This is a genomic window from Acinetobacter sp. 129952, from assembly GCF_056642055.1.
On the sequence record NZ_JBWVSU010000002.1, the window covers coordinates 16,715 to 40,388 of the forward strand.

Annotated in this window: 24 protein-coding genes; 8 read left to right on the forward strand and 16 right to left on the reverse strand. The window is 42.6% G+C overall.

The genetic code is table 11. The features are described from left to right. The first annotated feature begins 8 nt into the window (after positions 1–8). Positions 9–554, forward strand: coding sequence for a tetratricopeptide repeat protein (locus tag AC1IR0_RS02460; protein WP_312584334.1), 546 nt, complete (start codon positions 9–11; stop codon positions 552–554). 58 nt (positions 555–612) lie between these two features. On the opposite strand, the gene AC1IR0_RS02465 is transcribed toward AC1IR0_RS02460, so the two are convergent. Beyond that, positions 613–1,512, reverse strand: a complete 900-nt coding sequence (locus AC1IR0_RS02465) for an NUDIX domain-containing protein (RefSeq protein ID WP_409666357.1) — start codon at positions 1,510–1,512, stop codon at positions 613–615. Positions 1,513–1,650: 138 nt separating this feature from the next. On the opposite strand from AC1IR0_RS02465, the gene hemP reads away from it, so the two are divergent. After that, positions 1,651–1,821, forward strand: coding sequence for a hemin uptake protein HemP (hemP, locus tag AC1IR0_RS02470; protein WP_004645578.1), 171 nt, complete (start codon positions 1,651–1,653; stop codon positions 1,819–1,821). Between the two features lie 87 nt (positions 1,822–1,908). Here hemP and AC1IR0_RS02475 read toward each other — a convergent pair whose 3' ends face one another. The 4 genes from AC1IR0_RS02475 to tfpB all read right to left on the reverse strand — a co-directional run bounded on the left by AC1IR0_RS02475 (position 1,909) and on the right by tfpB (position 6,253). Next, positions 1,909–3,231: a sensor histidine kinase gene (locus AC1IR0_RS02475; protein WP_409666356.1), complete on the reverse strand. Its 1,323-nt coding sequence runs from the start codon at positions 3,229–3,231 to the stop codon at positions 1,909–1,911. Positions 3,232–3,235: 4 nt separating this feature from the next. After that, positions 3,236–3,901, reverse strand: coding sequence for a response regulator transcription factor (locus AC1IR0_RS02480; protein ID WP_409666355.1), 666 nt, complete (start codon positions 3,899–3,901; stop codon positions 3,236–3,238). Between the two features lie 135 nt (positions 3,902–4,036). Then, the gene (locus tag AC1IR0_RS02485) at positions 4,037–4,402 is read right to left on the reverse strand and encodes a NirD/YgiW/YdeI family stress tolerance protein (RefSeq protein WP_004645581.1); all 366 of its coding nucleotides are present in this window, start codon (positions 4,400–4,402) and stop codon (positions 4,037–4,039) included. A 93-nt stretch (positions 4,403–4,495) separates the two neighbouring features. After that, positions 4,496–6,253, reverse strand: a complete 1,758-nt coding sequence (gene tfpB, locus AC1IR0_RS02490; RefSeq protein ID WP_409666354.1) for a type IV pilus assembly ATPase TfpB — start codon at positions 6,251–6,253, stop codon at positions 4,496–4,498. A gap of 209 nt (positions 6,254–6,462) precedes the next feature. Here tfpB and AC1IR0_RS02495 point away from each other — a divergent pair, with 209 nt between their 5' ends. Together AC1IR0_RS02495 and AC1IR0_RS02500 are read left to right on the forward strand one after the other, a co-directional pair. Further along, positions 6,463–7,716 carry an MgtC/SapB family protein gene (locus AC1IR0_RS02495; protein WP_409666353.1) on the forward strand — a complete coding sequence of 418 codons (1,254 nt, stop codon included), beginning with the start codon at positions 6,463–6,465 and terminating at the stop codon, positions 7,714–7,716. Positions 7,717–7,844: 128 nt separating this feature from the next. Further along, positions 7,845–8,924: a hypothetical protein gene (locus AC1IR0_RS02500; protein WP_479741156.1), complete on the forward strand. Its 1,080-nt coding sequence runs from the start codon at positions 7,845–7,847 to the stop codon at positions 8,922–8,924. 49 nt (positions 8,925–8,973) lie between these two features. On the opposite strand, the gene tsaA is transcribed toward AC1IR0_RS02500, so the two are convergent. Further along, positions 8,974–9,678: a tRNA (N6-threonylcarbamoyladenosine(37)-N6)-methyltransferase TrmO gene (gene tsaA / locus AC1IR0_RS02505; protein ID WP_409666351.1), complete on the reverse strand. Its 705-nt coding sequence runs from the start codon at positions 9,676–9,678 to the stop codon at positions 8,974–8,976. A 105-nt stretch (positions 9,679–9,783) separates the two neighbouring features. Between tsaA and AC1IR0_RS02510 the strand changes: the two genes are divergently transcribed. Beyond that, entirely contained in the window at positions 9,784–10,563 is a 780-nt protein-coding gene (locus AC1IR0_RS02510) for a ferredoxin--NADP reductase (RefSeq protein ID WP_409666823.1), read from the forward strand. Between the two features lie 64 nt (positions 10,564–10,627). On the opposite strand, the gene AC1IR0_RS02515 is transcribed toward AC1IR0_RS02510, so the two are convergent. From AC1IR0_RS02515 to AC1IR0_RS02525, 3 genes are all read right to left on the reverse strand, one after another. Further along, complete coding sequence (locus AC1IR0_RS02515) at positions 10,628–10,810, reverse strand: YgdI/YgdR family lipoprotein (RefSeq protein ID WP_005247454.1); 183 nt, start codon at positions 10,808–10,810, stop codon at positions 10,628–10,630. Positions 10,811–10,828: 18 nt separating this feature from the next. Next, positions 10,829–11,080 carry a hypothetical protein gene (locus tag AC1IR0_RS02520; protein ID WP_409666821.1) on the reverse strand — a complete coding sequence of 84 codons (252 nt, stop codon included), beginning with the start codon at positions 11,078–11,080 and terminating at the stop codon, positions 10,829–10,831. A 171-nt stretch (positions 11,081–11,251) separates the two neighbouring features. Further along, a complete protein-coding gene (locus AC1IR0_RS02525) occupies positions 11,252–11,875 on the reverse strand; it encodes a cation efflux transmembrane domain-containing protein (RefSeq protein WP_071851681.1) in 624 nt (207 codons plus the stop codon). 86 nt (positions 11,876–11,961) lie between these two features. Between AC1IR0_RS02525 and AC1IR0_RS02530 the strand changes: the two genes are divergently transcribed. The 3 genes from AC1IR0_RS02530 (at position 11,962) to AC1IR0_RS02540 (ending at position 14,172) form a co-directional block, all read left to right on the forward strand. Next, on the forward strand, positions 11,962–12,372 hold the full coding sequence (locus AC1IR0_RS02530) for a Cd(II)/Pb(II)-responsive transcriptional regulator (protein WP_005247458.1): 411 nt from the start codon (positions 11,962–11,964) through the stop codon (positions 12,370–12,372). Between the two features lie 133 nt (positions 12,373–12,505). Then, a complete protein-coding gene (gene trhP, locus AC1IR0_RS02535) occupies positions 12,506–13,915 on the forward strand; it encodes a prephenate-dependent tRNA uridine(34) hydroxylase TrhP (RefSeq protein WP_479741157.1) in 1,410 nt (469 codons plus the stop codon). 2 nt (positions 13,916–13,917) lie between these two features. Then, positions 13,918–14,172 (forward strand): YfhL family 4Fe-4S dicluster ferredoxin, encoded by a 255-nt coding sequence (locus tag AC1IR0_RS02540; protein ID WP_004645588.1) that lies wholly within the window; start codon positions 13,918–13,920, stop codon positions 14,170–14,172. Positions 14,173–14,418: 246 nt separating this feature from the next. Here the strand turns inward: AC1IR0_RS02540 and ahpF are convergent, their stop codons facing one another. From ahpF to AC1IR0_RS02575, 7 genes are all read right to left on the reverse strand, one after another. Next, positions 14,419–15,984, reverse strand: coding sequence for an alkyl hydroperoxide reductase subunit F (gene ahpF, locus AC1IR0_RS02545; RefSeq protein WP_479741158.1), 1,566 nt, complete (start codon positions 15,982–15,984; stop codon positions 14,419–14,421). Positions 15,985–16,548: 564 nt separating this feature from the next. Next, the gene (locus AC1IR0_RS02550; RefSeq protein WP_479741159.1) at positions 16,549–17,466 is read right to left on the reverse strand and encodes a hypothetical protein; all 918 of its coding nucleotides are present in this window, start codon (positions 17,464–17,466) and stop codon (positions 16,549–16,551) included. A gap of 37 nt (positions 17,467–17,503) precedes the next feature. Continuing rightward, entirely contained in the window at positions 17,504–18,637 is a 1,134-nt protein-coding gene (locus AC1IR0_RS02555; protein ID WP_479741160.1) for a toxic anion resistance protein, read from the reverse strand. A gap of 16 nt (positions 18,638–18,653) precedes the next feature. Next, positions 18,654–19,445 (reverse strand): hypothetical protein, encoded by a 792-nt coding sequence (locus tag AC1IR0_RS02560; protein WP_004645592.1) that lies wholly within the window; start codon positions 19,443–19,445, stop codon positions 18,654–18,656. Positions 19,446–19,786: 341 nt separating this feature from the next. Next, positions 19,787–20,191: a nucleoside diphosphate kinase regulator gene (gene rnk, locus AC1IR0_RS02565; protein WP_004279022.1), complete on the reverse strand. Its 405-nt coding sequence runs from the start codon at positions 20,189–20,191 to the stop codon at positions 19,787–19,789. 506 nt (positions 20,192–20,697) lie between these two features. After that, a complete protein-coding gene (glyA, locus tag AC1IR0_RS02570; protein WP_004645593.1) occupies positions 20,698–21,948 on the reverse strand; it encodes a serine hydroxymethyltransferase in 1,251 nt (416 codons plus the stop codon). 154 nt (positions 21,949–22,102) lie between these two features. Then, the gene (locus tag AC1IR0_RS02575) at positions 22,103–23,350 is read right to left on the reverse strand and encodes an alpha/beta hydrolase (protein WP_409666447.1); all 1,248 of its coding nucleotides are present in this window, start codon (positions 23,348–23,350) and stop codon (positions 22,103–22,105) included. Positions 23,351–23,674: the final 324 nt, after the last annotated feature.

Sequence of the window (23,674 nt, forward strand, 5' to 3'; positions counted from 1 at the left end):
CTATGTTTATGTTAAGAAAAATCCTCCCTGGTTTGCTCATCCTCAGTCTGGTGGGCTGCCAAAGTATCTCCGAGCCAAAAAAGCCAGTTAGCCCCGCCAAGCCTGCGACGGAAAAACCTAAGGCAAAAACACCAGACGGCGTCGTGATTACGCCTTATGACCGTCCTGACATTAAACGTCAGAAAATTGTCATTCCTGAACAGAAGCCGAAAAGCCAAAAGTTTGATGATGGACGTAATCTGCCGGCCTTCAAGAGTCTGATGCAGCAAACCCAGCAGGCCTATACCAAGCAGCAATTTGCTCAAGCTGAAGCTGCTGCAACTCAGGCACAGCGACTGGCCCCTCAGGCACCAGAAACCTATTTATACTTGGGCATGATCGCCAACCGTAAAAATCAGCCAGCAAGCGCCGATGCTTTTGCCTTACGTGGCCTGAGTTATGCACAATCTAGTGTCATGAAAAAGCAGCTTTGGCAAGTGCGCCTTAAATCTGCTCAGTTGCGGAAAAATGCCAAAGCGATTCAGCAAGCTCAACAGGCACTGAAAAAGCTTTAAGATAATTTTCTATAGAAACTGACTTACCAATAGAAAGTTTATTTTCTAAATAAAGTGTTTAAATATAGCGAATGCCGGCAATGCCATAAGCATGCTGGCTTTTTGCATAATCGAGTTCTTCAGCTTTCATTCCGCCCAAAGCAAAAACCGGAATCTGTACCTGCTCTGCCATTTGCTTGAATTGCTCCCAGCCTAGCGCAGGCGTGTCCGGATGCGTTGCGGTCGCCAGTACCGGACTCAGCAAGGCTGCTTCACAACCGATCTGTTCTGCATGCATTAAAGCACTCAGGTCATGACAGGCTGCCAGATAACGATAGCCAGATTTCAATTCACTTTGTTTCAAGTTCATCAGTTGATTCTGTTTTAGATGAATCGTATGAATCGTCTGCTGCTGCAATTCATTCAGTTGTGACCAAAGCTGTTGATTAATAATTAACTTGGAGAGTTGATCTACCGGATACTGCTGTAATTGCATGATCCGTTCAGGCGTTGCTTCCACGCGCCAATACAACATTTGATCTGTATCCAGACTTGATAAGATATCCAGATCTTCAGCAATCTTGATGCGCTGCGGCCATTGCAGCTTTTGAATCATGGACTGATTGGCTTTCGGGAAATTCAGCTGACCAAGTTCTTCCCGGCTATACCAACGCCAAGGCTGTTTGATTTCAGCCAGTTGCGCAGGCTGTACTGAAGCATGAAAAATATGCAAATTGACGATGAGATCTTCATATTCATGGGAGATAAAATCAGAAGCATGCCAGCGTTCGATATCAACCCCGACCTCTTCAATCACTTCGCGGCGGCAAGCTTCGACTGGTAATTCACCCTGTTCAACTTTTCCGCCTGGAAATTCATATTTATTGCCCTGATGCTGCTTGGCTTCACGCCAGCCGACTAGAACCTGATTTTGATGAAATAAAAGCGCAATTGCGACATGAATCGTAGCTTTAGTCATGATGTACAGAACCGTTGAAGTTTTACAGATTGTAAGCAAATTAGAGTTTTTTATAAATTGCTCAATATTTCGTTGACAGACCTATTCGATAATGATTATCATTTAAATCAATCCAAAACACACCACGGAGTCGACGGAATGAACGCCCCATTTAGCCTATTTACCCGTAACAATGATACTCACCATGCCTTGCCAATGCTGCACTCCAACAATCTTTTTGCACTGGGTCGTGAAATCCGGATCATGCATGCCGGCGAAGAATACCGCTTGCGTCTGACCCGCAATAACCGTCTTATTCTGACCAAATAATTAAATCAGTTCTAATAATAACAAACGTGGGAAGCAGCAGTATGAATCAGCGCATACTGCTTTTTAATCTTCTGATCATGAGATTTGCTATTCAAGCTTAAAACTCAATAACACTTTAAGTCCGCCCAGATCCGACGGCGCATAGTCAATTTTAGCTGCATGCAGTGCCATAATTTTCTGGCAAATGGACAGACCTAGACCTGAACCCTGAGTTCGCGTACCCAAAGCCCGATAAAAACGTTCACCTAAACGTTCCAGCACATCATCAGTAATCCCCTCTCCTGAGTTTTCAATCAATAGTTGTATCTGATGCTGCTCAATAACTGTTCGGATCTCGACCTGTCCCTGCGGCGGCGTATAACGAATAGCATTGTCGACCAGATTGCGAATACAACTAAAAATCAGCTCTGGATTCGCTTCGATCACAGCATCCTCAAGGTTTAGATTCCAATGAATGTCTTTTTCTTCTGCAAAAGGCTGCAATGCCTGCAAAGCCTCCTGAACCAGATTTTTAAGATTAATCGTTTGCGTTGGTAATTGCTCTGTGCGCTCCGGATCGAGTCGTGCCAGCAAGAGTAAATTTTCCAGCACCTGCGTACCGCGGTTGACATCATTTTGGATCAACTGTAATGCCTGAGGGAGCTGTGCATCACCTTGATATTTGCGTTTTAAAACCTGTAGACGCATTTGAATTGCAGACAGTGGAGAACGCAGCTCATGTGAAGCATCTGCAGTAAAACGCTGTTCGGCAGCCAGTGACTTTTCCAGCCGGCCGAGCATGGCATTCAACTGACGAATAATCGGTTGCAGTTCAGTGATTTCAGGATCAGGTGTTTTAATAGGACTCAGATCCTGAGCAGTTTTCGAACCAATCGCCCGGGAAATCTTGTTTAATGGCCGTAACTGGCGTTTGACCGAGACCCTTAGAATCAGCCATTGCACTAGCCATAAAGTGAATAAGATCCCGGCAAAGCCCAAGGTGGTTTGCCAGAGTTCATCGAAACGTACTGAAAGTGGCTGTACGATTTTGACCTGAAGGTCGTCATCTTCCGCAGTTAGGATGCGGATAAAACGGCCATTTTCATAAGCAAACTGGAAGCCGTTGTTTTGTACTTTTGGAATGGTATTAATTAATTCATCATCAATCGAAGTAGTCAGTACCTGTTGATCCAGCAACAAGGCATACTGGATATCAAACTGTTCACTGAGTTCATCGACTTGGGCGTCTTTGGCCTGGGTAACATCGCCAAGCAGTAACTCAGAAATTTGCTCCATTAATTCATCATGCAACTGACTGGCCTGATAACTGGAAATTCCCAATAACAGCAGCCAGGCCAATACTCCAGCCAAGATGGAACTAAACAGTGCATGTTTGATCAGCCGGGTTTGCAGGGAAATAGCAGCCGACATGGGGTTAAGCCTCAGCCTTATGCATACGATAGCCCAAGCCACGAATGGTCTTGATCATCTGGCTGCCGATTTTTTTACGCAGCTGATAGATAAATACTTCAATGGCATTACTTTCAATTTCATCACCCCAAGCGTACAGCGATTCTTCCAGCTGTTCACGGGTGACAATATGTTCAGGCTGCTGCATCAGCTTGTATAGAATTTGAAATTCCTTCGCAGTCAGATTCACAGCTTGACCTTCTTTAGTTAGGGTCTTGGCTTGAGTGTCCAGACTGAGATCCTGCCATTGCAGGATATGATTCGGTGTTTGCTGTTTCTGTCTGAATTGGGCACGAACTCGGGCCGAAAGTTCTTCCAGACTAAAAGGTTTGACCAGATAATCATTCGCGCCTAAATCCAGACCTTCAACCCGGTCATCAATACTGTCTTTGGCCGTAATAAAAATCACCGGCGTATCTTGATGTTGGCTGCGCAAAATTTTCAGAATGTCATCTCCAGTGGCATTCGGCAGGCCACGATCCAGCAGAATACAGTCATATTTATGCTGCTCAATCGCTAGGATCGCATGATCACCACGCTCTACCCGATCAATCACATAACCGTCCATTTCCAGCCAAGTCTGGATACTGTCTGCCTGAGACTGATCATCTTCCGCCAAAAGAATACGCATATTCTGCTCCGTTTGCTTCCTTGTTCTATCTTGCCTTGAAAAAGTTCCAGACTCAAAAAAACCACATGCTTTTTGGTAACTTGCATGTGGTTTTTTGTCGCTGTGTTCAAATTGATTTCAGCAAATCAGGCGATATTAGAAACGAACCTGATCAACCTCAATTTCAACACGTTTTGCCGGTTTATAATCAATGTCGATTTCACCTGTGATGATTACCGGTGTTTTGGCTGAAATCGGTTTGCCTTGCCAAAGTTCATCATCAATCTCAACAGTAATAGTTCCTGTGCTGTCTCGGAACTGGTATTTTTCATCACCGACCGCTTTCACGACATAACCTTTAAGCTGAACCTTACTGTCATCTTTCATGGCCAGTGCCTGTTTGACTGTGGTCGATTTAGCAAAAGCAGCCTGATTCACAGCAGTGTCGCTACTTGCTATCGTAGCCGTCGCGATAGAACCCATCAATGCAGCTGCCAAAACCGTATTTATCATCATTTTCATCGCAATTACCTCTTTAAAGTCTTGCCTTGTTTCGATGATGCTATTAAAACAGCCGAAGATGAATTGAATCTTAAGATTGCTTCATTTTCAAAATTAATTTAAGGGTACGACTCTCAAGACTTCTTCAAGCGTGGTCACACCTTCCAGAATCTTGCGTGCCCCGGCAATTCTGAGCGGCTCTACCCCTTCTTTTTTAGCCTGCTGACGCAGCTGGTTCAGGTTGGCATCGGCACCAATCAACTGTTTGGTGGTCAGACTCAATGGCATAAACTCATAAATCCCGATACGGCCTTTATAGCCGGTATGCCGGCATTCTTCGCAGCCCACCGCCTTAAAGACAAATTCCGGTCGCGGCAAAGGATAATCCGTAGCTAGATGCTGCCATTCCTGTTCATTCAGGAAGCTTTCCTGTTTGCAGTGCGGACACAGCTTACGTACCAGACGTTGAGCCAGAACACCCAAGATGGTTGCTGCCGTCAAAAATGGCTGTACGCCCAGATCATGCAGACGGGTCAGACTCGACGGCGCATCGTTGGTATGTAAAGTTGAGAGAACCAGGTGACCGGTCAATGCGGCCTGAATCGCCATATTGGCAGTGTCCTGATCACGGATCTCCCCGACCATGATAATGTCCGGATCTTGACGCATCAGTGCGCGCACGCCGTCAGCGAAGCCAAGATCGATACCATTATTGACCTGCATTTGGTTAAAGCTGGGTTCCAGCATCTCGATCGGGTCTTCAATGGTACAGACGTTGACCTGTTCAGTCGCCAGCTGCTTCAAGGTTGAATAAAGCGTAGTAGTTTTACCGGAACCGGTTGGGCCGGTCACCAGAATAATACCATGACTGTGACTGGTGAGATTATTCCAGTCATTGAGCAAATGGCCTTCAAAACCGAGTTGCTGGAAGCTTCTCACCAGCACTTCCGGATCGAAAATACGCATCACCAGTTTTTCACCAAAGGCGGTCGGCAAGGTCGACAGACGTAGTTCAGTTTCCTGTCCTTTAGGTGTCCGGGTTTTCAGGCGGCCATCCTGTGGCTTACGTTTTTCCGCCACGTTCATTCGGCCCAGAATCTTGATTCGGGAAATGACGGCGGTCAATGTATTGGCCGGCATATTGTAAATCGTATGCAGCACCCCATCAATCCGGAAACGGATCTTGCCGGTGTCTTTACGTGGTTCCATGTGAATATCACTGGCACCTTGTTCAAAGGCAAATTGCAGCACCCAGTCCACCAGTTTGACAATATGCTGGTCATTGGCATCCGGATTCTGGGAATCGCCCAATTGCAGCAAGGCTTCGACGCCCTTATTTTCCCGGTCATAGGCAGACGATTTTTGTGAACCACTGACTGCGCGACTGACTTGATAGTATTCAGTAATATAACGTTGTAACTGTTCTGGATTCAGTAATACCCGTTGTATTTTTTTCGGGGAAATATTCTGCTCGAGATTCGACACCCATTCGGTTTTATAAGGCTGATCCGTGGCGATCAGAACTTTGTCTGCCTGAATTTCTACTGCCAGAATACGGTTACGTAATGCATATTCTTGCGACATGACATGGGTCAATGCCTGTACATCAGCTTTAAGCGGATCAATGATATAGAACATCAATCCGGTTTTTTCTGCCAGCCATTGACATAAACGGTTCAGGGTCAGCGTTGTTTGAGGATGAGATTGATCGACCAGATTAAAATTGGCAATCCACTGTAAAGGGTGCCATTTTAATTGTTCACGTTGCCGATGAGTGGTTTGTACCAGCATTCGGTCGCGTTCACTGATTTTACCGTCTTTAAAGAGTTGGTCTAGACACCATGCCGTATCCATTTCAAAGTCAAATTTCATTATTATCAGTCCCCAAACTTGCCTCCACTATAACAAGTTTTTGCAGTTTTTCGCATGCTCCCGACCTATCGAATGTACGTTTCTATTTCAATCTCAAAAAGAAAGTAAAGAATGGATTTGATCACTACTGCAACATTTTTGATCTATGCAAACCTGATCTCATCACATATATTTTTAAATAATCAACTCTTAGCTTGCTGAGGTCACAGATGGATTTGACTGCGGTTCCCCTGCATGCGCATTCTTTTCATGAACTGCTCACGATACTCACCTCGGCATTGGGCTGCGGCCTATTGATTGGTCTGGAGCGGGAACGGCATAAACAACGTGAGCAGCAACCGAGTTTTGCCGGCTTACGTTCCTTTGCGATCTGTGCTTTATTGGGCGCACTGTGTTTCCTGTTTGGAATCGTGATTGCTGTAATAGGTGCTTTGATCGTGGGTGGCATGGTCATTTTATCCATAAAAAATCAGCCAGATGACCCGGGCATTACCACAGAGCTTGCATTTGTGATGACCTATTTTATTGGCGCCATGTGTTTGTGGAATATTTCTCTGGCAGCCGGTCTTTCCGTGCTCTTAACCGGTATTTTGATGGCCAAACATACCATGCACAATATTGCCGGAAAATGGATTAAAGAAGCCGAGTTCAGGGATGGACTGTTATTACTGGCCTTGATTTTGATTGGTCTACCGCTTACTCCTGACCGGCCTTTTTGGGGCGAAGTGCTTAATCCTTATCTTATTCTCAAATTACTGACCTTAATTTTAGTGGTACAAGCTCTGGCTCATATTGCGAAACGCTTTTTCTCGACTAAAAATGCCCTGATGCTGTCCTCCATCGCTTCCGGTTTTGTTTCCAGTACGGCGACCATCGCTCAGTTGGGCTTACAGGTCCGTAAAGGTGAAATGGATGCACGATCGAATGCCGGTGCCGCGCTGATGTCCTGTATCTCGACTATTGTGTTGCTATTGATTGTGATCGGGGGCGTATCCTGGAGCTGGCTTAAAATCCTGCTCTTGCCCTCTTTAGTTGCCGTAATCCTTCTGGCAGCCTGTGCATTTTTATTATTGCGCAATGCAAAACCTGCGCCGAGCATGGAATCGTCAGACAGCCAGATGTTCAGCTTAAAAGAAGCTGTGATTATTGCAGTCACATTAACATTGATTCAGGCTGGAGTTTACGGACTGGAGGTCTGGCTCGGGGATGCCGGCTTACTGGCCGGGACCTTGCTCGCCTCTTTATTCGAGATTCATGCCGCGATGGCCAGTGTCGTCGTTCAAGGCGATCCTTCAAATATGCGTCTGATTTATGCCCTGCTTTTAGGTCTGGGTGCTCATGCCTTGGCCAAGTCAGCCAATGCCGCTTTGACCGGTAGCTGGAAGTTTGCCCTTTATTTTGCACCTGTGCAGATTTTGCATATGGCAGTGTTGATTGGGGTTTTGTGGTGGATGGTCTTTTAATTATTAAATATTTCTAACTAATTAATTTTTATATTTTTACTAGGTTTTATTTCAATATTTTATAGCTATAGTGGGCTGACTTTACTTTTAAAAAACAATTGAATTAATATAATTTTTATAGGGTATTTATGAAATTTAAGGCTTTATCATTCGCAATTTTTAGTGCCTTCATGTTAAGTGCATGTGGTGGAGGTTCATCTTCTGGCACAGACAATGGAACAGGAACAGGAACAGGAACAGGAACAGGAACAGGAACAGGAACAGGAACAGGAACAGGAACAGGAACAGGAACAGGAAATACTACAATAAATGATTCTGAATGGTCTGCCTATGAACCCTCTTATGCTGATAATTCAGAAAATCTATTTAATAAAATAACTTTCACTGCTAAAGGCAATACACAATATCTACGTGTAGACTATTTGAGCGATTCAAACAATACAGAAAATTTTGATCCAAATGAATCTTATCTCCTTAACGACTATTTAACTGATGAAGGTTTCTACGAATTAGAATTAAATAAAGACCCTCAATTAGGCTACAAAATTGGATCACTTTTAAAAAATACTCCAACTGAAAAAATCTATATTCCATCCTCTAAAATTGGGCATACAGGTCTTCAATTAACTGAAAAATATGAGTTAGTCGATCTATCTGGCAAACCATTGGCTGAATACATAGATACATATACGTATCTGGTCTCTTCCGAACCTAAGCTAAATTATTATGGTAGCTTCCGACAACTCTATCTTTCTAAACTTAAAGACAAGAAATTTCCAAGTGGTTCACAATGTTTACGTGGTATCAGCCTGTCATCTACAAAAGATCATATCCTAATGTACAAACATCCATTAGATAGTTCAGATACATTTGACCCTGATAATTTTAGCGAAAATTATACTACTTCCACTTTTGGTGGTTATAAAACCTATATTTCAACCAAAAGTTATGAAAATGACTATACGAATGCTATAGCTTTCATCAACAACAAATACCGTCAGGGTGAGTATTATAAAGCTGGAACTTCTTACACATTAAATAAAGAAATCGAACTTGAACAAGCAAGATTAAATAAACTAAAAGCCAATAACTCTGGTACTCCAGAAGAAATTTTGGAACAGGAACTTATTATCAAAGCAATAAAAACAGAATGTACTGTATTTAACCCCACTGCGAGTAAAGAGATTGATAAATACCGTGTAATGTAATTCAACTAGGATTATTTTTTGGGGGGAGGAAATTTCTCCCCTCAAAATTTTAAATCTCGACAATCTGAATATATTGCGTATTTACTTTAAATTTCATATCTAAATCAGCAAACCTCATCCCATACACCCGTTCTTCATCTTCCTGATAAGCCGGTCTTGGATCTAGAGATAAAACCGCTTCCAGTTCCTGAACTGTTTGCACAGAAATTTTTCCATTTCCTAGTAATTGCTGCTTTTGCTGCTCCGCTTCATCGCTCCAGATGACGGTCTTACGTTGCGGTTCATCCTGCGCATAACCACTTTGTGCTTCAACAATGGCATCTGAATATTGAATATAAGGTTTGATATCGACAATCGGCGTGCCATCGAGCAAGTCACTCCCTGTTACATACACTCGAACATGTTTGCCGACCTTTCTCACTTCCTTGAATTTGACCACAGATAAACCAAGCGGTGATGGACGATACATGCTGCGCGTGGCAAACACGCCTATTTTCTTGTTACCGCCCAAACGCGGTGGACGCACTTGTGGACGAAACTGGCTGTTGTGCTGGTTTTTATTGTCATGAAATTGCCAGACCAGCCAAAGATGACTGAATTCTTCAATCCCCTCAAAGGCGAGCAGATCATTATAGGGCCCGACCATTTCAATATAGCTTTCGACCTGAACCAGATTCGGCTGACGAGGAATACCGAATTTTTCTTTATAGGGAGAGCGCATATAACCAATAATCGGCAGCGTCAGTTCAGTCATCATCACTTTTTTTGATAAGCTCAATTAAATATATTCAGTTTATCGAGAATGAATTTAGATTAGAATAGCAAGCTGTTCTAATTTGATAATTTATTGAGACCTTTAATGGCTGCTTTTAACGTCGAAAAGATTACTCACGTCCACCACTGGAATGATACTTTATTCTCTTTTAAAACGACTCGTGACACTGCTTTGCGTTTTAAAAACGGTCAGTTTGTAATGATCGGCCTTGAAGTCAATGGCAAGCCGTTAATGCGCGCATATTCAATTGCAAGCGCCAACTACGCAGAAGAGTTAGAATTTTTCTCAATTAAAGTGCCTGATGGTCCACTGACTTCGATTTTACAGAAAGTAAAAGTCGGCGATGACATTTTGGTTTCTAAAAAGCCAACAGGTACATTGGTACTTGATGACTTGAATCCAGGTAAAAATCTTTACCTGCTTTCTTCTGGTACTGGTCTTGCACCGTTCCTGTCGACTATTCGCGATCCTGAAACTTACGAGCGTTTTGAAAAGATTATCGTAGTTCACGGTACCCGTTTCATTTCAGAACTGGCTTATCAAGATTTGATCCTGAATGAAGTGCCAAATCATGAATTCTTCTCTGAACTCGGCGCGAAAGAAAAATTGGTATATTACCCAACCGTAACCCGTGAAGAATATCCAAACCAAGGTCGTGTTACGACTGCGATTGAAACCGGCGAACTGTTTGAAAAAATCGGTCTGCCACGTTTCAACCCGGAAACTGACCGTGCCATGTTATGTGGTAGCCCGGCATTCCTAGATGACGTTGCTGCGCTTCTTGACCAACACGGTCTGAAAGAATCTCCAAAAATGGGCGTTCTAGGTGACTACGTGATTGAACGTGCATTCGTAGAAAAATAAGATTTGCTAAACTAAAAAACCGGACTTTTAAGTCCGGTTTTTTATTGGAACCATCACTAAATAATTAACGATCGCGACCTTCCTGGTTTGCAGAACCTGAACAGCCTGCGCCACCTGCAATGATGAAACCCGTTTGCGCTTTACATGAACCAATCATACGGCCATGAGAGTCAAATGTAGTTACTGACGATGCACAGCCCGTCAATATAACAGTCACTACGAGTGCAATAAGTGCTGATAATTTCATGATATTCCCCTTTATTATTTACGGTTTTAAATTAATCTGATTTTGGCTTGGTGGCGTTGGTAATAGGCCCGTAGCAGCATCTGGCGTATTGTAATTCACACCTAAGGCATCGCCTGAACCACTACAATGTGCACTTGCGGTCGAAAGTAGGCCACGCGTCGCCATACATGAACCGATGATTTTTCCTGTTGCATCATAAGTCACGACTTTGGAACTACAAGCGGCTAGCCCCGATATTGCCAATATTGAAAAAATTTTAATTAAATTCACATTAACCCTCGCACGATGCAAAAAACTAAATTATTAAAATTTATGTATATTTTCTGAATTTCGCCAGAGATTCTAATTTAATTTGTTTATTTGTAAAGCTTTATTTTTCAAATATTATAAAAATGGAAATAAATAAAAAGCTGCCCTGCAGGACAGCTTTAAATATAAAAATTAGCTGGATTTATGTTTAAGTGATCTTTCTTCCAGAGACTGCTTAATCACTTGATAACCTGATGTGATGCCGAGTGTAGCGATAATTACAGCCACAATAATATCCGGCCAAAGACTGCCTGTACCAAATACGCCTACGGCTGCCAAGATGACCGCAAAGTTGCCAATTGCATCATTACGACTACAGAGCCAGACCGACCGCATATTGGAATCACCTTCACGAAAAGCATAAAGAATGGCTGCTGTAAAAACATTTGCCACTAGGGCCAGCACACCAATCAGGCCCATTGTCAGTGCTTCAGGTGGAATGCCTTGCAGATAGGCGTAAATCACTTTGCCAATAACCACCAGACCAAACAATGCCATGGTCATTCCCTTCACCAAAGCGACTGTTGCCCGCCAATACAGACTCGCACCGAGTACAGCCAAAGAAATTCCGTAATTGACCGCATCTCCAAAGAAATCTAGCGCGTCTGCCCACAAGGCCGATGAATGTGCATATGCACCACCGATCAGCTCCACTACAAATAAAGTGAAGTTCACCAGCAAGGCAATCCATAGCGCTGTTCTAAATTTGCTGTTGGGCTTGATGGGTGCCGGTTCAGGACTACAACTACAGGCCATATCATTCCCCCGATGATTTTTTATCTAAAATACGATAAATTGATTAGAAACTATGGACTAACTCCAAGGTCAAGCAGGAGGGCGATATGTCAGTTTATTTGATTTCAGAAATGGCTAAAAAAACTGGTCTAAGCACTGATACCCTACGTTTTTATGAGAAAAAAGGCTTTATTCAGCCGAATTTTCGAGCAAGTAATCAGTATCGTTATTATGGTGAAGACGCATTAAAAAGACTGCTTTTTATCAAGCGTTGCCGTGCCTTGGACATGTCATTAAAAGAGATTGAAACCCTGATTCAACTTGAACAAAATCCGGAGCAGGAGTGCTGTGCCGTCAACCAATTGATTGATCAGCATCTTTCGGATATTTCAAATAAAATTAAAGAATTACAAATATTTGAACGGCAACTGATCACACTGAGAGAAAGTTGCAATACCCCGACCACGATTGATCATTGCCAGATTTTAAAAACGCTTGAAAACCCTGAAAATGATTGAATGTTGAAGACATTTTATTGAGAGCTCCCTACTTAAAATAAAACCTTGTTTTACCTCCAAATCGCGTATTTCCGAGTGATTTACTAGGTTGAATCCAAATTCCAGATGATTAGAATAAAGCCGTACTTTTTATATGTCTTTCGATTTGATCATGAGCATTACCACTATTACCGAACTTCTCTCACCAGCTGGCTCACTCAAAAATATGCGCTACGCTTTTGCTTATGGTGCAGATGCAGTCTATGCCGGCCAGCCGCGCTATAGCCTGCGGGTTCGTAATAATGAATTTGACCATGACAATTTAGCGATTGGCATCAAAGAAGCGCACGAACTAGGCAAAAAATTCTATATGGTGGTCAATATCCAGCCACATAACTCCAAGCTGAAAAATTTTATTCGTGACTTGGAACCTGTGGTCGCGATGCAGCCAGATGCCCTGATCATGTCCGATCCAGGTCTGATCATGCTGGTGCGTGAACATTTTCCAGAGATAGATATTCACCTGTCGGTTCAGGCCAACGCCGTGAACTGGGCAACCGTGAAATTCTGGAAAAACATGGGGCTGACCCGTGTCATTCTGTCACGTGAACTGTCGATTGAAGAAATTGCAGAAATCAAACAGCAAGTGCCTGATATGGAGATTGAAGTATTCGTACATGGCGCATTGTGTATGGCCTACTCTGGCCGTTGCATGCTGTCTGGCTATATGAACAAACGTGATGCCAATCAGGGTGCCTGCACCAATGCCTGCCGCTGGGAATATAAAGTTCTGGATGCCAAGGAAGATGAAACCGGTGATGTCATTCCAGTAAAAAATCTGGATTCAGGCTGCTGCTCTAAAGATGCTGATGAACAGCACATGCAGATGCAGCACCAATTCAACGAGCCAGTGCTGTTACAGCGCAACGAAGAAGACATGTTTGCCGCAGAAGAAGATGAACATGGCACTTATTTCATGAATTCCAAAGATCTGCGTGCTGTTCAGCATGTAGAGCGCTTAACTAAAGTAGGTGTTCATTCACTGAAAATCGAAGGCCGTACCAAGTCTTATTTCTATTGTGCCCGTACTGCTCAAATTTACCGTAAAGCAATTGATGATGCGTTGGCTGGTAAACCTTTTGACCCGTCACTGATGACACAATTAGAAGGCTTAGCGAATCGTGGTTATACCGAAGGTTTTCTGCGCCGCCATGTGCATAGTGAATATCAGAATTATGAACATGGTTCCTCAAGTTTTGATCATCAAATTTTCTGCGGTGAAGTGCTGGAACGTAATGGCGATTACATCAAGATTGATGTGAAAAATCGCTTTGTGGTGGGTGACTCACTCGAACTGATGACGACTAAAGGCAATATCATCTTTACTTTAACCGAAATGAAAGACAAAAAAGGTAATCTGATCGAAGACGCCAAAGGTTCAGGTCATATTGTCGAGATTCCGGTTACGGCAGATGTCGATATGCGATATGCCCTGCTCATCCGTAATCTGCCAAGTTCGACTGCGGATATTTCGGCATCTTCACTGGCTTATCAGGCGAGTTAAATATGGCACTGCTGATTACCGACAAATGCATCAATTGCGATATGTGTTTACCGGAATGCCCGAATGACGCGATTTATGAAGGTGCAAAAGTTTATGAAATTGATGTAAACCGGTGTACGGAATGCGTCGGTTTTTATGAGCATCAGACCTGTGTGGATGTCTGTCCGATTGAATGCATTGTTCCACATCCGGAGTATCGGGAAACACAAGAACAATTACTGGAAAAATTTAAGGGTTTGAACTTATTTAAATCTTAAAAATGAAGCGATGGAATAAACATTGCTTTATGTAAAGACAACCTTGGGGAAAGTATAAAAATAAGGGTTGAAAACAAAAAGTGAGAGGCAAAGAACAGCTAAAAGTGTGTGGGGACACTTTTGGCTGATCCAATAATAAATATAAAAAAGGAACTCGGGTGTTAGCGTCCTAAGTTCCTATAAAGCGATAATAATGTATTTATAAGATATAGCACCTCGGTTTTGGGGAACCTTGGTGCTATTTTTTTATTGCCCCGAACGGATGATGTAATCAAAAGCAGACAATGATGCCTTCGCACCTTCACCGGTCGCGATGATGATCTGCTTGTAAGGCACGGTGGTACAGTCACCTGCCGCAAACACACCTTTCACATTGGTTTCGTTACGGTCGTTAATCACAATCTCGCCACGGTTGGTTAGCTCAACAGCTGTTTCTTTCAGGAAATCGGTGTTAGGCAACAAACCGATCTGCACGAAGATCCCTGCAAGTTCTACTGTATGCTCTTCATCCGTAGCACGGTCTTTGTATTTCAGACCCGTCACCTGTGAACCGTCACCAACCACTTCTGTAGATAAAGCATTTTTGATCACGGTGGTATTCGGCAAGCTGTTCAGCTTGTCTTGCAGCACCTGATCCGCACGCAGCTTGGTATCAAATTCCACCAAAGTTACATGCTCCACAATCCCCGCCAGGTCAATCGCGGCTTCAACACCCGAGTTACCACCGCCAATCACAGCGACGCGTTTGCCTTTGAACAGTGGACCGTCACAGTGCGGGCAGTATGCCACACCACGGGTTTTGTATTCCTGCTCACCCGGAACATTCATCTCTCTCCAGCGTGCACCAGTCGACAGAATCACGGTTTTCGATTCCAGTTTGGCACCATTCTCTAACGTGACTTCCACCAGACCATTGGCCGTTTCATCTGCACCTTTGATGTTAGAGACACGTTGCAGGTTCATGATGTCGACACCATATTCACGCACGTGGGCTTCCATCTCGGCAGCAAATTTAGGACCTTGGGTCTTCTGTACAGACGTAAAGTTTTCAATGTCCATGGTATCCATGACCTGACCGCCCATGCGTTCAGCCACGATCCCGGTTTTAATGCCTTTACGTGCTGCATAGATCGCAGAAGTATTCCCTGCAGGACCACCACCGATCACCAGGACATCAAAGGCATCTTTGGCATTCAGCTTTTCCGCATCTTTGGTAGCGGCATTGCTGTCCAACTTGGCAATGATTTCTTCCAGCGTCATACGACCCTGACCTATATGCTGGTTGTCCTGGAACACCATCGGAACCGCCATGATTTTGCGTTCTTCTACTTCTTCCTGGAAGAAAGCCCCATCAATCATGGTCGCTGTAGTGCCTGGGTTATAGATGGCGATCAGGTTAAGTGCCTGAACCACATCCGGACAGTTATGGCAGCTTAACGATACGAACACGTCAAAGTTAGATTGAACACCCAGGCTCTTGATATTCGCCAAAACTTCATCAGAGACTTTTGGTGCATAACCTGAAGTTTGCAGCAATGCCAGAATCAGCGAAGTGAATTCATGGCCCATTGGCAAGCCTGCAAAGAATACACGCGGTTCTTCACCAGCTTTTGCAATACCAAAGCTTGGCGCACGTGCATTGTTCCCGTCAAAGCGTGCAGTCACCAGGTTAGACAGAGCAGCAACCTCGGACACCAGTTCTTGGATTTTGGCTGATTTGTCAGAACTATCCAGAGTGGCGACCAGTTCAATTGGGCCTTCCAGGCGTTCTAATAGGGTTTTAAGTTGAGCTGAAGTATTTTGGTCTAACATTGCTAACGTCTCCAAAGGAGTAAATGTTTATTTGATAACAGGATATTAAATGAATTGAATAAATAGGTAAAACAGTTTGTTTTTATTTTATTGATCGTTATTTTAGATTATTAATCCAGTTATAGACTTTATGCTGCCTTGTTTTTATTTTTGGGCTATATAGAGCAAGTTGAATAGGTTGTCTTAAAAATAGCGTTGAAATTCCATCAAAAAATGCTCCCTATTCAGGTAATGCCAGGCCAGTCAGTTAAGCAATTGACTGGCATTTTTTTTAAATTCAAGATTATATTTGATAGGTAGCAAAGTCATCCGCAACTGTTTGAGGCAGAACTACATTAAAAAATGATTGTTTTTGCGACAAATTTACTAAGGGATAGTGGCTGACGAGTTTTGCGGATGACAAATGCTTTTGGTTACTTTGGGCGAAACCAAAGTAACAAGTGATATTGCAAGTATTTGATTTAAAAAGTTAAGACTCTTTCATAAACGACTGAAAAGCTAAAGAGTCTATTTCTAAATTCCTTAACTGATCAGCATTACCCTATTCAGGAGCATTTTGGGAAATTAATGAATCCGCTGTTCGATACGCAGAGAACGACCCTTGATTGAGTTGGCCAAGAAAAACAAGATTAGGCTAAGTAGTGCCGATAAAATAGCAACACCAATAATAACCAGATTCGTGATCTGACTTAACTGATCCGCCTGTTGTACCTGCGTATTTACACTCTTGGCGACTGGTGTCATGGCTTGACCATAGACCTGTTGCTGCATGGTCCAAATTTGTTCAGGCTTGAAACCATATTGTTCAAATTTAGGATCCTGTTTTTCTGCTTCAACCAAATTTAAAACATAAGGTTTTGCGGCAGATAAATCTTGAGGCTTATGCAGCAATGCCGTTTGCGCCAGTAAATAAGATTTCACCGGTGCTGCAATCTCTGAATCAGCCAGATAACGGGCGATTTCACTGTCATTGATATTGCTGTCGTAATACACTACTTGCTGATAAGCATCATCCCGATCATTACGTAGATCATGCTGCCAGTAAGTCAATCCTGACCAGATCACGATAAAAGCAATCAGCCAGGCGACAAATTTCAACACAAAAGACTGAAAGCGCACATAAAAGAAACGCAACTTTTTCAGTAAGCCAATCACAAAAAATGCACCGATGAAAGAGGCAAAAATTTTAATAATCAGCCAGCCAAACCAGCTCAGCAAACTAAAAAAATAATCTGGACTATCACCAATGCTGGCCAGTGTGGCATCTACACTGACCGGCAAATGCAATTGCTGTACTTGGGTACTTAGGCCAAAAAAACCATAGACCAGTTCCTGCTGGAAAAATAGACTGATCAGTGAGGCTATAAATACGGTAGAGGTGGTCAAACCCAATAGCATCAAATTGCGTTGACGTTTCTTGAGTGCAACTACCCCCTGCTTGATGTCCTGAGGCTTAACGGCGTATTCATCTAAGGGCGGCAATCTCTACTCCTTCTTTCAGATTTTGGCCCTACCTGATTTAGTTGGGCTTGGATCCACTGGTACTTGATTCAATCACCAAATGATTCAGATTATCCTGCAGAGCTTTTAAACGCACGGTTGCTTCTGTGCGTTTTTGTACACCTTCTTTCTGAATCTGAATCACATCGTTTACAGTTTTAATGAGGGTGTTTTGCACATGTTCAAGCGTTTCGATGTCAATCACCGAACGCTGGTTGGCTTTAGCCGTATCGACCGAGTTCTGATGTAACAGGTCAGCATTACGGCGTAGCAGCTCATTGGTGGCATCATCAATAGTATTGGCCAGCTGTACACTGTTCTTCTGTTCGCTCAATGAAATTGCGAGACTGATCTGATTTTTCCACGCCGGTAAAGTAATGTTTTTGATCGCATAGAACTTGTCAACCAGCATCAGGTTATTCGACTGGATAATCCGGATCATTGGCAAGGTCTGCATCGCAGATTGCTGCAGTACCTGTAAATCACTGACACGTTTTTCCAGATTATTGGCCAGATGGTTCAGGTCATAAATTTTCTGGGTGGTGCTCTGATCTTGCGGCAAGGCGGTTAAAGCGGAAATTTCCTGTTGCAGCTCCTGTTCGCGTAAACGTCCTGCGGCGATATGTACCCCGAGCTGTTTATATTCATCCTGTACCCCGTCAAACATTTTATCCAGGGTATCAACACGTGCTTTCAAACCGGATTGCGAGGTTTCAATCTCTTTCACCAGTACATCTAACTGCTCTTTAGTAGTATTGAAATGCGCATCAAAGTTATCTTTCGCACCTTTGAATTTGCTAATGATATTGCCAAAAAAACCCGAACTTTTCTTTTTATTGAGAATGCTGCTGGTATTCAGCTGCTGAGCCACCTGTAGCACCTGATTCAGTTTTTGTCCTGTCGCATCCAGATCTCTATTTTGCACCAGATTCAGCAATTCATCGGTATAGGTCGAAGTTTTGGTCGCAATATTTTTACCATACTCAGCCACGCTGTTATGACTCATGTTCTGCAACTCTTTACGTGCAGCCAGCACCTCCTGAAAGTCAGCAGGCTGCAAGCCCAGTTCTTTCAGGTCCATTTGCTGGAATTTTTGTTCGACCAGTTCATTCGAGCTTTCAACAGGTAAATTTACTAAATCAGACTTGGTCATAGTTCACCTTATATTGTTATGTTTTCGAGGGCTTCTCGAGGGATTTTTTTAACGTTTTAATCAGACTCTCACGGCTATTATCAAGTTTTTCCAGATCACTTGTCGAGTGTTTCGTCTGGCTTTGTTTGACATGATATTGCCAAGCCGGAATCAAGACCTGCTGTGCTTCCTTAAAGCGATCCAACAAACTAAAGGAAAGCTGCTGCGAAAGCTGCATCTGGGTAATGGCGATGTCATTACTGCTTTGCAAGGTACGTAAGGTATTAATTTTCTTGGAGAGGCGTTCTGAAAAATTATCCAGTGGATGCTGATTTTTGACGAATAGCGGATATTCAGATAAAAACTCATCTGCTGCGACAATGTGCTTAGCCATCTGTTCGCGCAAACCCAAAAGCTGCTGAAAACGCGACTGCGATTTCTGAATTTCAATCTGTAATTTACGGCTTAGGTGGTCGGCCTGATCCAGCAAACGGTCCAGTCGTTGATAATATTCCACCTGACTTGAGCCATAATCCAGATCGATGCCCAGCCATTTCTGTAGAGCATTAAATTTACGTTTTTTCAGATATTTTTTAGATTCTGCCAAGGCATGAATCAATTGCTCAATGGTCTGGCTTAACTGTTGGGTCAAGTGCGGATCTACACCATTCAGTAGAACGGACTGTGCCTGAATCAGAGCATCTGCATAATGATTCAGCCCATATTGATTATCCAGTACAGGCACAAGCTCATTACGCTTAATCGCCAGAATTTCCTCACGATCAAGCATCATGTCAGTCAAGGCAGGTAGAGCTTCAAAGCGCGACATGGTTGAGGCGATATCCTTTAAAAAAGTGAAACAAAGAAGTCTAGAACATCTTCGAATGTAGCAAAAAAACAGACCGCGTTGTGTATATTTATCCAGAAATTCGTTACATCACTTTAACTAAATCCATGTTTTATCTTTATTTTAATTATGATTTTGGCAATATGATTCAATTGCAGAGATAAATGACTACATTGCATTTTGAGAATTATTTAACTTTAAGCATTTAGAACTTTAAAATGTATTCAATCTGATCTAAATGCTTACAACATCAGGTTTTACTTAAAATCCATATACAAAAAAAGCCATATTGCTATGGCTTTCAAGGATGATCCAACGCTGGCTTAAAGATAATCCCCTTCGCTCTCCGGCTGAAACAGCACTTTTTCAATGGTCACTTTCATGGTATTACCATCCGGTTGTGGCCATTCAATGGTTTGACCTTCTGCTAAGCCCAAAATGGCTGCACCTATCGGTGCGATGACATTGACCTGCCCCTTTTCACCTTTAAATTCGTGTGGGTAAACCAGTGTCACCTCAACAGCTTCCGTAGAAGGTGCAATGGTCAACAACACACGGGAATGCATGGTCACGATATTGCTTGCGATCGCTTGCGGCTCGACCACTTCGGCACGTGCCAATTCATCCTCTAAGCGGATCATGGTTTCGCTCAGCTTGCTCTGATTCTCCAGCATCGTTTCCAGACGATGTAAATCTTGCTCAGATAAAATAATGTTGGGTTTAGTCATCCTTATTACCTTGTTTAATGCATAAATGAAAAATTAATCAATCAACCGCCAGCAGCATTTTTAAATACAGGATTTACCCATATTCAAATGATACCGATCCATATAACGTTTAAATAAAAAGAATGATGTCATTCACGGCGCTTATATCAGCACCACCTTACAGTAACATGGGATTCACTCAAGCGCTTCATCTACCATGATCTTCAGCTCAATAACCTATTATTTTTAAAGTGTCAGGTTCTGAAAATAATTCCTGTAAATAATTTCAAGCAAAGCATGCAACGAATGCATTCATTCTTTTAAAGCATTTAAAAATACAAATAGTTGATAAAAGACTTTAAGCCAGATTGAGAAAAACTCAATATGATTTTATTGATAGACTCAATCTCTTACGGCATGGAAATTGATCTATATAAGCCCGATCAAGTCTAAACATCTTTTACATCGTTATTTTTACAGCTATAAAAAAAGCTCCCGGTTGGGAGCTCCTTTCCGTTTATAAGCGATTATGCATAAACTGGGAATTTAGCACATACCGCTGCAACTTTCTCTTTCACCGCGTTGATAACAGCTTCATCGCCTTTAGCATCTAGGATATCAGCGATCCAGCCTGCAAGTTCACGTACTTCAGCTTCGCCAAAACCACGCGTTGTTACTGCAGGTGTACCGATACGGATACCTGAAGTCACGAACGGAGAACGTGGATCGTTTGGTACAGAGTTTTTGTTCACAGTAATGTGAGCAGCACCTAACCAAGCATCAGCTTCTTTACCTGTAATGTCTTGTTTGATTAAAGACAACAAGAACAAGTGGTTTTCAGTACCACCAGAAACTACATCATAACCACGAGCGATTAATACTTCAGCCATTGCTTTCGCATTAACAACGACTTGTTGTTGATACGCTTTATATTCAGGTGCCATTGCTTCTTTGAAGCAGATTGCTTTCGCAGCAATCGCGTGAACCAAAGGACCACCCTGGTTGCCTGGGAATACAGCTGACTGTAATTTTTTCTCGATTTCTTCGTTTGCTTTCGCAAGGATTAAACCAGAACGTGGACCACGAAGTGTTTTGTGAGTCGTAGTCGTAGTTACGTCAGCAATTTGCACCGGGCTTGGGTAAACGCCAGCAGCAACCAGACCTGCAACGTGAGCCATATCAACAAACAGATAAGCACCTACTTTGTCCGCGATTTCGCGGAAACGCTGCCAGTCAACGATTTGGCTGTATGCAGAGAAACCAGCAACGATCATACGTGGCTTGTGCTCAAGCGCTAAACGCTCAACTTCTTCGTAATCGATCTCGCCAGTTTCAGGGTTTAAACCGTACTGAATCGCATTATATGTTTTACCAGAGAAGCTTACTTTTGCACCGTGAGTCAAGTGACCACCGTGAGCAAGGCTCATACCCAGAACTGTATCGCCCGGGTTAAGAAGCGCTAAGTAAACTGCTGAGTTTGCTTGTGAACCAGCATGTGGCTGAACGTTAGCATAATCAGCACCAAAGAGTTCTTTAGCACGGTCAATCGCCAATTGTTCGATAACGTCTACATACTCGCAACCGCCATAGTAGCGTTTACCTGGGTAGCCTTCCGCATATTTGTTAGTAAGTTTTGAACCTTGAGCTTCCATAACTGCTGGTGAGCAGTAGTTTTCAGAAGCGATTAGCTCAATATGAGCTTCTTGACGAGCATCTTCATTCGAGATTGCTTGAGCTAATTCTGGATCAAATTCAGCGATAGAGATATTGGCAAACATTAGCGAGGTCCTATTGATTTAGGGCTTTTAAGCCGTGCTAAGATTGGCGCGTATTGTAGCATGAAGTTTTAAATTTTCGATCATGAACTTTATTCAGTTTGCAATAAAAATGGCTCATGTCTAAAAAAACATGAGCCATTCAGATAAAAATAAGTTATTGAATTGGCATTAGAGATTTTACATCTGAAATAATATTAGGAATATTCAGTGCATAGACGCTACCATGATCCCATTTAGTCGCATTTGACTCATCCGTAATATAACGTACTGAAGTTTGTTTCTGATTGGCGAGTGCAACTAAAACATCTGTTGCTGCTTTGGGAACGGTACTATCTGCTGAACCCTGATAAATAATCACTGGCGTAGAAACTTTAACAAGTAAAGGCTGAGAATCTTTTTCCAAGAAGCTCTTTACGACTGGAATATTCATAAAGTTAGTTTGAGTACGAGGATAATTATTTACTGAGTTATTATTTGATTGTGCATAAGCATACATTGCAGTACCAAATTTCTGGCCTAATACATCATAGCAATCAGTTTCTGCATTTTTCGCGATTTCGTCGGTTGGTGTTTTAAAAATCTGACTATATTGCAAATTTGGGTTCGGGTTACGCAAACCGGCAACAATCAATGCAGTAAAGGTATCTAAAGATGCTAAAGTTCCAATTTTTTTATCCAGATTTGTTTCTTGTCCCGCCTGTTGTTCACCTCCTGTCAAAATCAGATTGAAATTTGAAGCCGGTGCTAAAGCTACCGTACCTTTATAGGTCATCTTAGAAGCACGTGCTGCATATTGCGCAGCGCCTAAAGCTGCCTGGCCACCTTGAGAATGCCCTACTGCCACCCATTGATTGGATGCTTGTGAACCTAAATAATTTCGTGCAGCTACGACTGCATCAGTAATAGAATAAGCTTCACTTTTCAAATTCAAGAAAGGATGAAGTTCTTTTCCACTCGGCTCTCCCAAACCTTCATAGTCAGGTGCCACTACAATATAGCCAGCTTGGAGAAACCCGCCAATCATGGCTTTGATATAATCATTCAGCGCTTTTCGACTCGGCGCACACTGATCAGCTACACCGGTAGTTCCATGTGCCCATGCCACAATTGGCCAGCCTGTAGCTGGAGGCGTTCCCTCGGGTGTGAAAACTAATGCAGTAGCTTGTGTTTCCTTACCATTAATTCCTAACATCTTATAAGTCATGATCACACTTTCGTCAGCGATCCCGGAGAAATCCGTTTGAGTATAGGCTACAGGTGTTGCCACGACTGGATTATCGATATTATTTACTGGAATGGCAGGCTTGGACTCATAAAAACGATCATTATCACTATCATCGTTACAAGCAGTTAAGGCTACACTTAATGTGAGAAGAGCACAGGTCAATACTTGACGTTTCATCGATCTTATCCTTATCTTATTTATTATCATCTCTAATGAGTTTTTCTGGTTTTATCTTTAACAAACGATAAAACTACATGTAATTTCCCAATTTATCTAAACAATATCAAGAAAAGAATGCGTTATTTTTTCTATTAAATTCGCGCCAGTTTAGATTTATTATGAAATCAGCCAACTTAAGAATAGAGAATTTCCTATTCCCCGAACTATCAAATAGTCGTCATACGTTAAAAAGCCTGCAATTAATACAGAAATAAAGCAATTCAATTGTCAGTTGCAAAATAATAATGTTAGATTTTACTCTCCTCTCTTTTCAGGCACATT

What these genes read in the sequence shown, in the direction of transcription:
- AC1IR0_RS02475 (WP_409666356.1), bottom strand. Translation starts at nt 3,231, where the DNA reads ATGTCGGCTGCTATTTCCCTGCAAACCCGGCTGATCAAACATGCACTG.
- AC1IR0_RS02560 (WP_004645592.1), bottom strand. Translation starts at nt 19,445, where the DNA reads ATGTCGCGCTTTGAAGCTCTACCTGCCTTGACTGACATGATGCTTGAT.
- trhP (WP_479741157.1), top strand. Translation starts at nt 12,506, where the DNA reads ATGTCTTTCGATTTGATCATGAGCATTACCACTATTACCGAACTTCTC.
- tsaA (WP_409666351.1), bottom strand. Translation starts at nt 9,678, where the DNA reads ATGACTGAACTGACGCTGCCGATTATTGGTTATATGCGCTCTCCCTAT.
- AC1IR0_RS02500 (WP_479741156.1), top strand. Translation starts at nt 7,845, where the DNA reads ATGAAATTTAAGGCTTTATCATTCGCAATTTTTAGTGCCTTCATGTTA.
- AC1IR0_RS02515 (WP_005247454.1), bottom strand. Translation starts at nt 10,810, where the DNA reads ATGAAATTATCAGCACTTATTGCACTCGTAGTGACTGTTATATTGACG.
- rnk (WP_004279022.1), bottom strand. Translation starts at nt 20,191, where the DNA reads ATGACTAAACCCAACATTATTTTATCTGAGCAAGATTTACATCGTCTG.
- AC1IR0_RS02540 (WP_004645588.1), top strand. Translation starts at nt 13,918, where the DNA reads ATGGCACTGCTGATTACCGACAAATGCATCAATTGCGATATGTGTTTA.
- AC1IR0_RS02495 (WP_409666353.1), top strand. Translation starts at nt 6,463, where the DNA reads ATGGATTTGACTGCGGTTCCCCTGCATGCGCATTCTTTTCATGAACTG.
- hemP (WP_004645578.1), top strand. Translation starts at nt 1,651, where the DNA reads ATGAACGCCCCATTTAGCCTATTTACCCGTAACAATGATACTCACCAT.
- AC1IR0_RS02480 (WP_409666355.1), bottom strand. Translation starts at nt 3,901, where the DNA reads ATGCGTATTCTTTTGGCGGAAGATGATCAGTCTCAGGCAGACAGTATC.
- AC1IR0_RS02575 (WP_409666447.1), bottom strand. Translation starts at nt 23,350, where the DNA reads ATGAAACGTCAAGTATTGACCTGTGCTCTTCTCACATTAAGTGTAGCC.
- glyA (WP_004645593.1), bottom strand. Translation starts at nt 21,948, where the DNA reads ATGTTTGCCAATATCTCTATCGCTGAATTTGATCCAGAATTAGCTCAA.
- AC1IR0_RS02485 (WP_004645581.1), bottom strand. Translation starts at nt 4,402, where the DNA reads ATGAAAATGATGATAAATACGGTTTTGGCAGCTGCATTGATGGGTTCT.
- AC1IR0_RS02460 (WP_312584334.1), top strand. Translation starts at nt 9, where the DNA reads ATGTTAAGAAAAATCCTCCCTGGTTTGCTCATCCTCAGTCTGGTGGGC.
- AC1IR0_RS02465 (WP_409666357.1), bottom strand. Translation starts at nt 1,512, where the DNA reads ATGACTAAAGCTACGATTCATGTCGCAATTGCGCTTTTATTTCATCAA.
- AC1IR0_RS02510 (WP_409666823.1), top strand. Translation starts at nt 9,784, where the DNA reads ATGGCTGCTTTTAACGTCGAAAAGATTACTCACGTCCACCACTGGAAT.
- AC1IR0_RS02555 (WP_479741160.1), bottom strand. Translation starts at nt 18,637, where the DNA reads ATGACCAAGTCTGATTTAGTAAATTTACCTGTTGAAAGCTCGAATGAA.
- AC1IR0_RS02530 (WP_005247458.1), top strand. Translation starts at nt 11,962, where the DNA reads ATGTCAGTTTATTTGATTTCAGAAATGGCTAAAAAAACTGGTCTAAGC.
- tfpB (WP_409666354.1), bottom strand. Translation starts at nt 6,253, where the DNA reads ATGAAATTTGACTTTGAAATGGATACGGCATGGTGTCTAGACCAACTC.
- AC1IR0_RS02525 (WP_071851681.1), bottom strand. Translation starts at nt 11,875, where the DNA reads ATGGCCTGTAGTTGTAGTCCTGAACCGGCACCCATCAAGCCCAACAGC.
- ahpF (WP_479741158.1), bottom strand. Translation starts at nt 15,984, where the DNA reads ATGTTAGACCAAAATACTTCAGCTCAACTTAAAACCCTATTAGAACGC.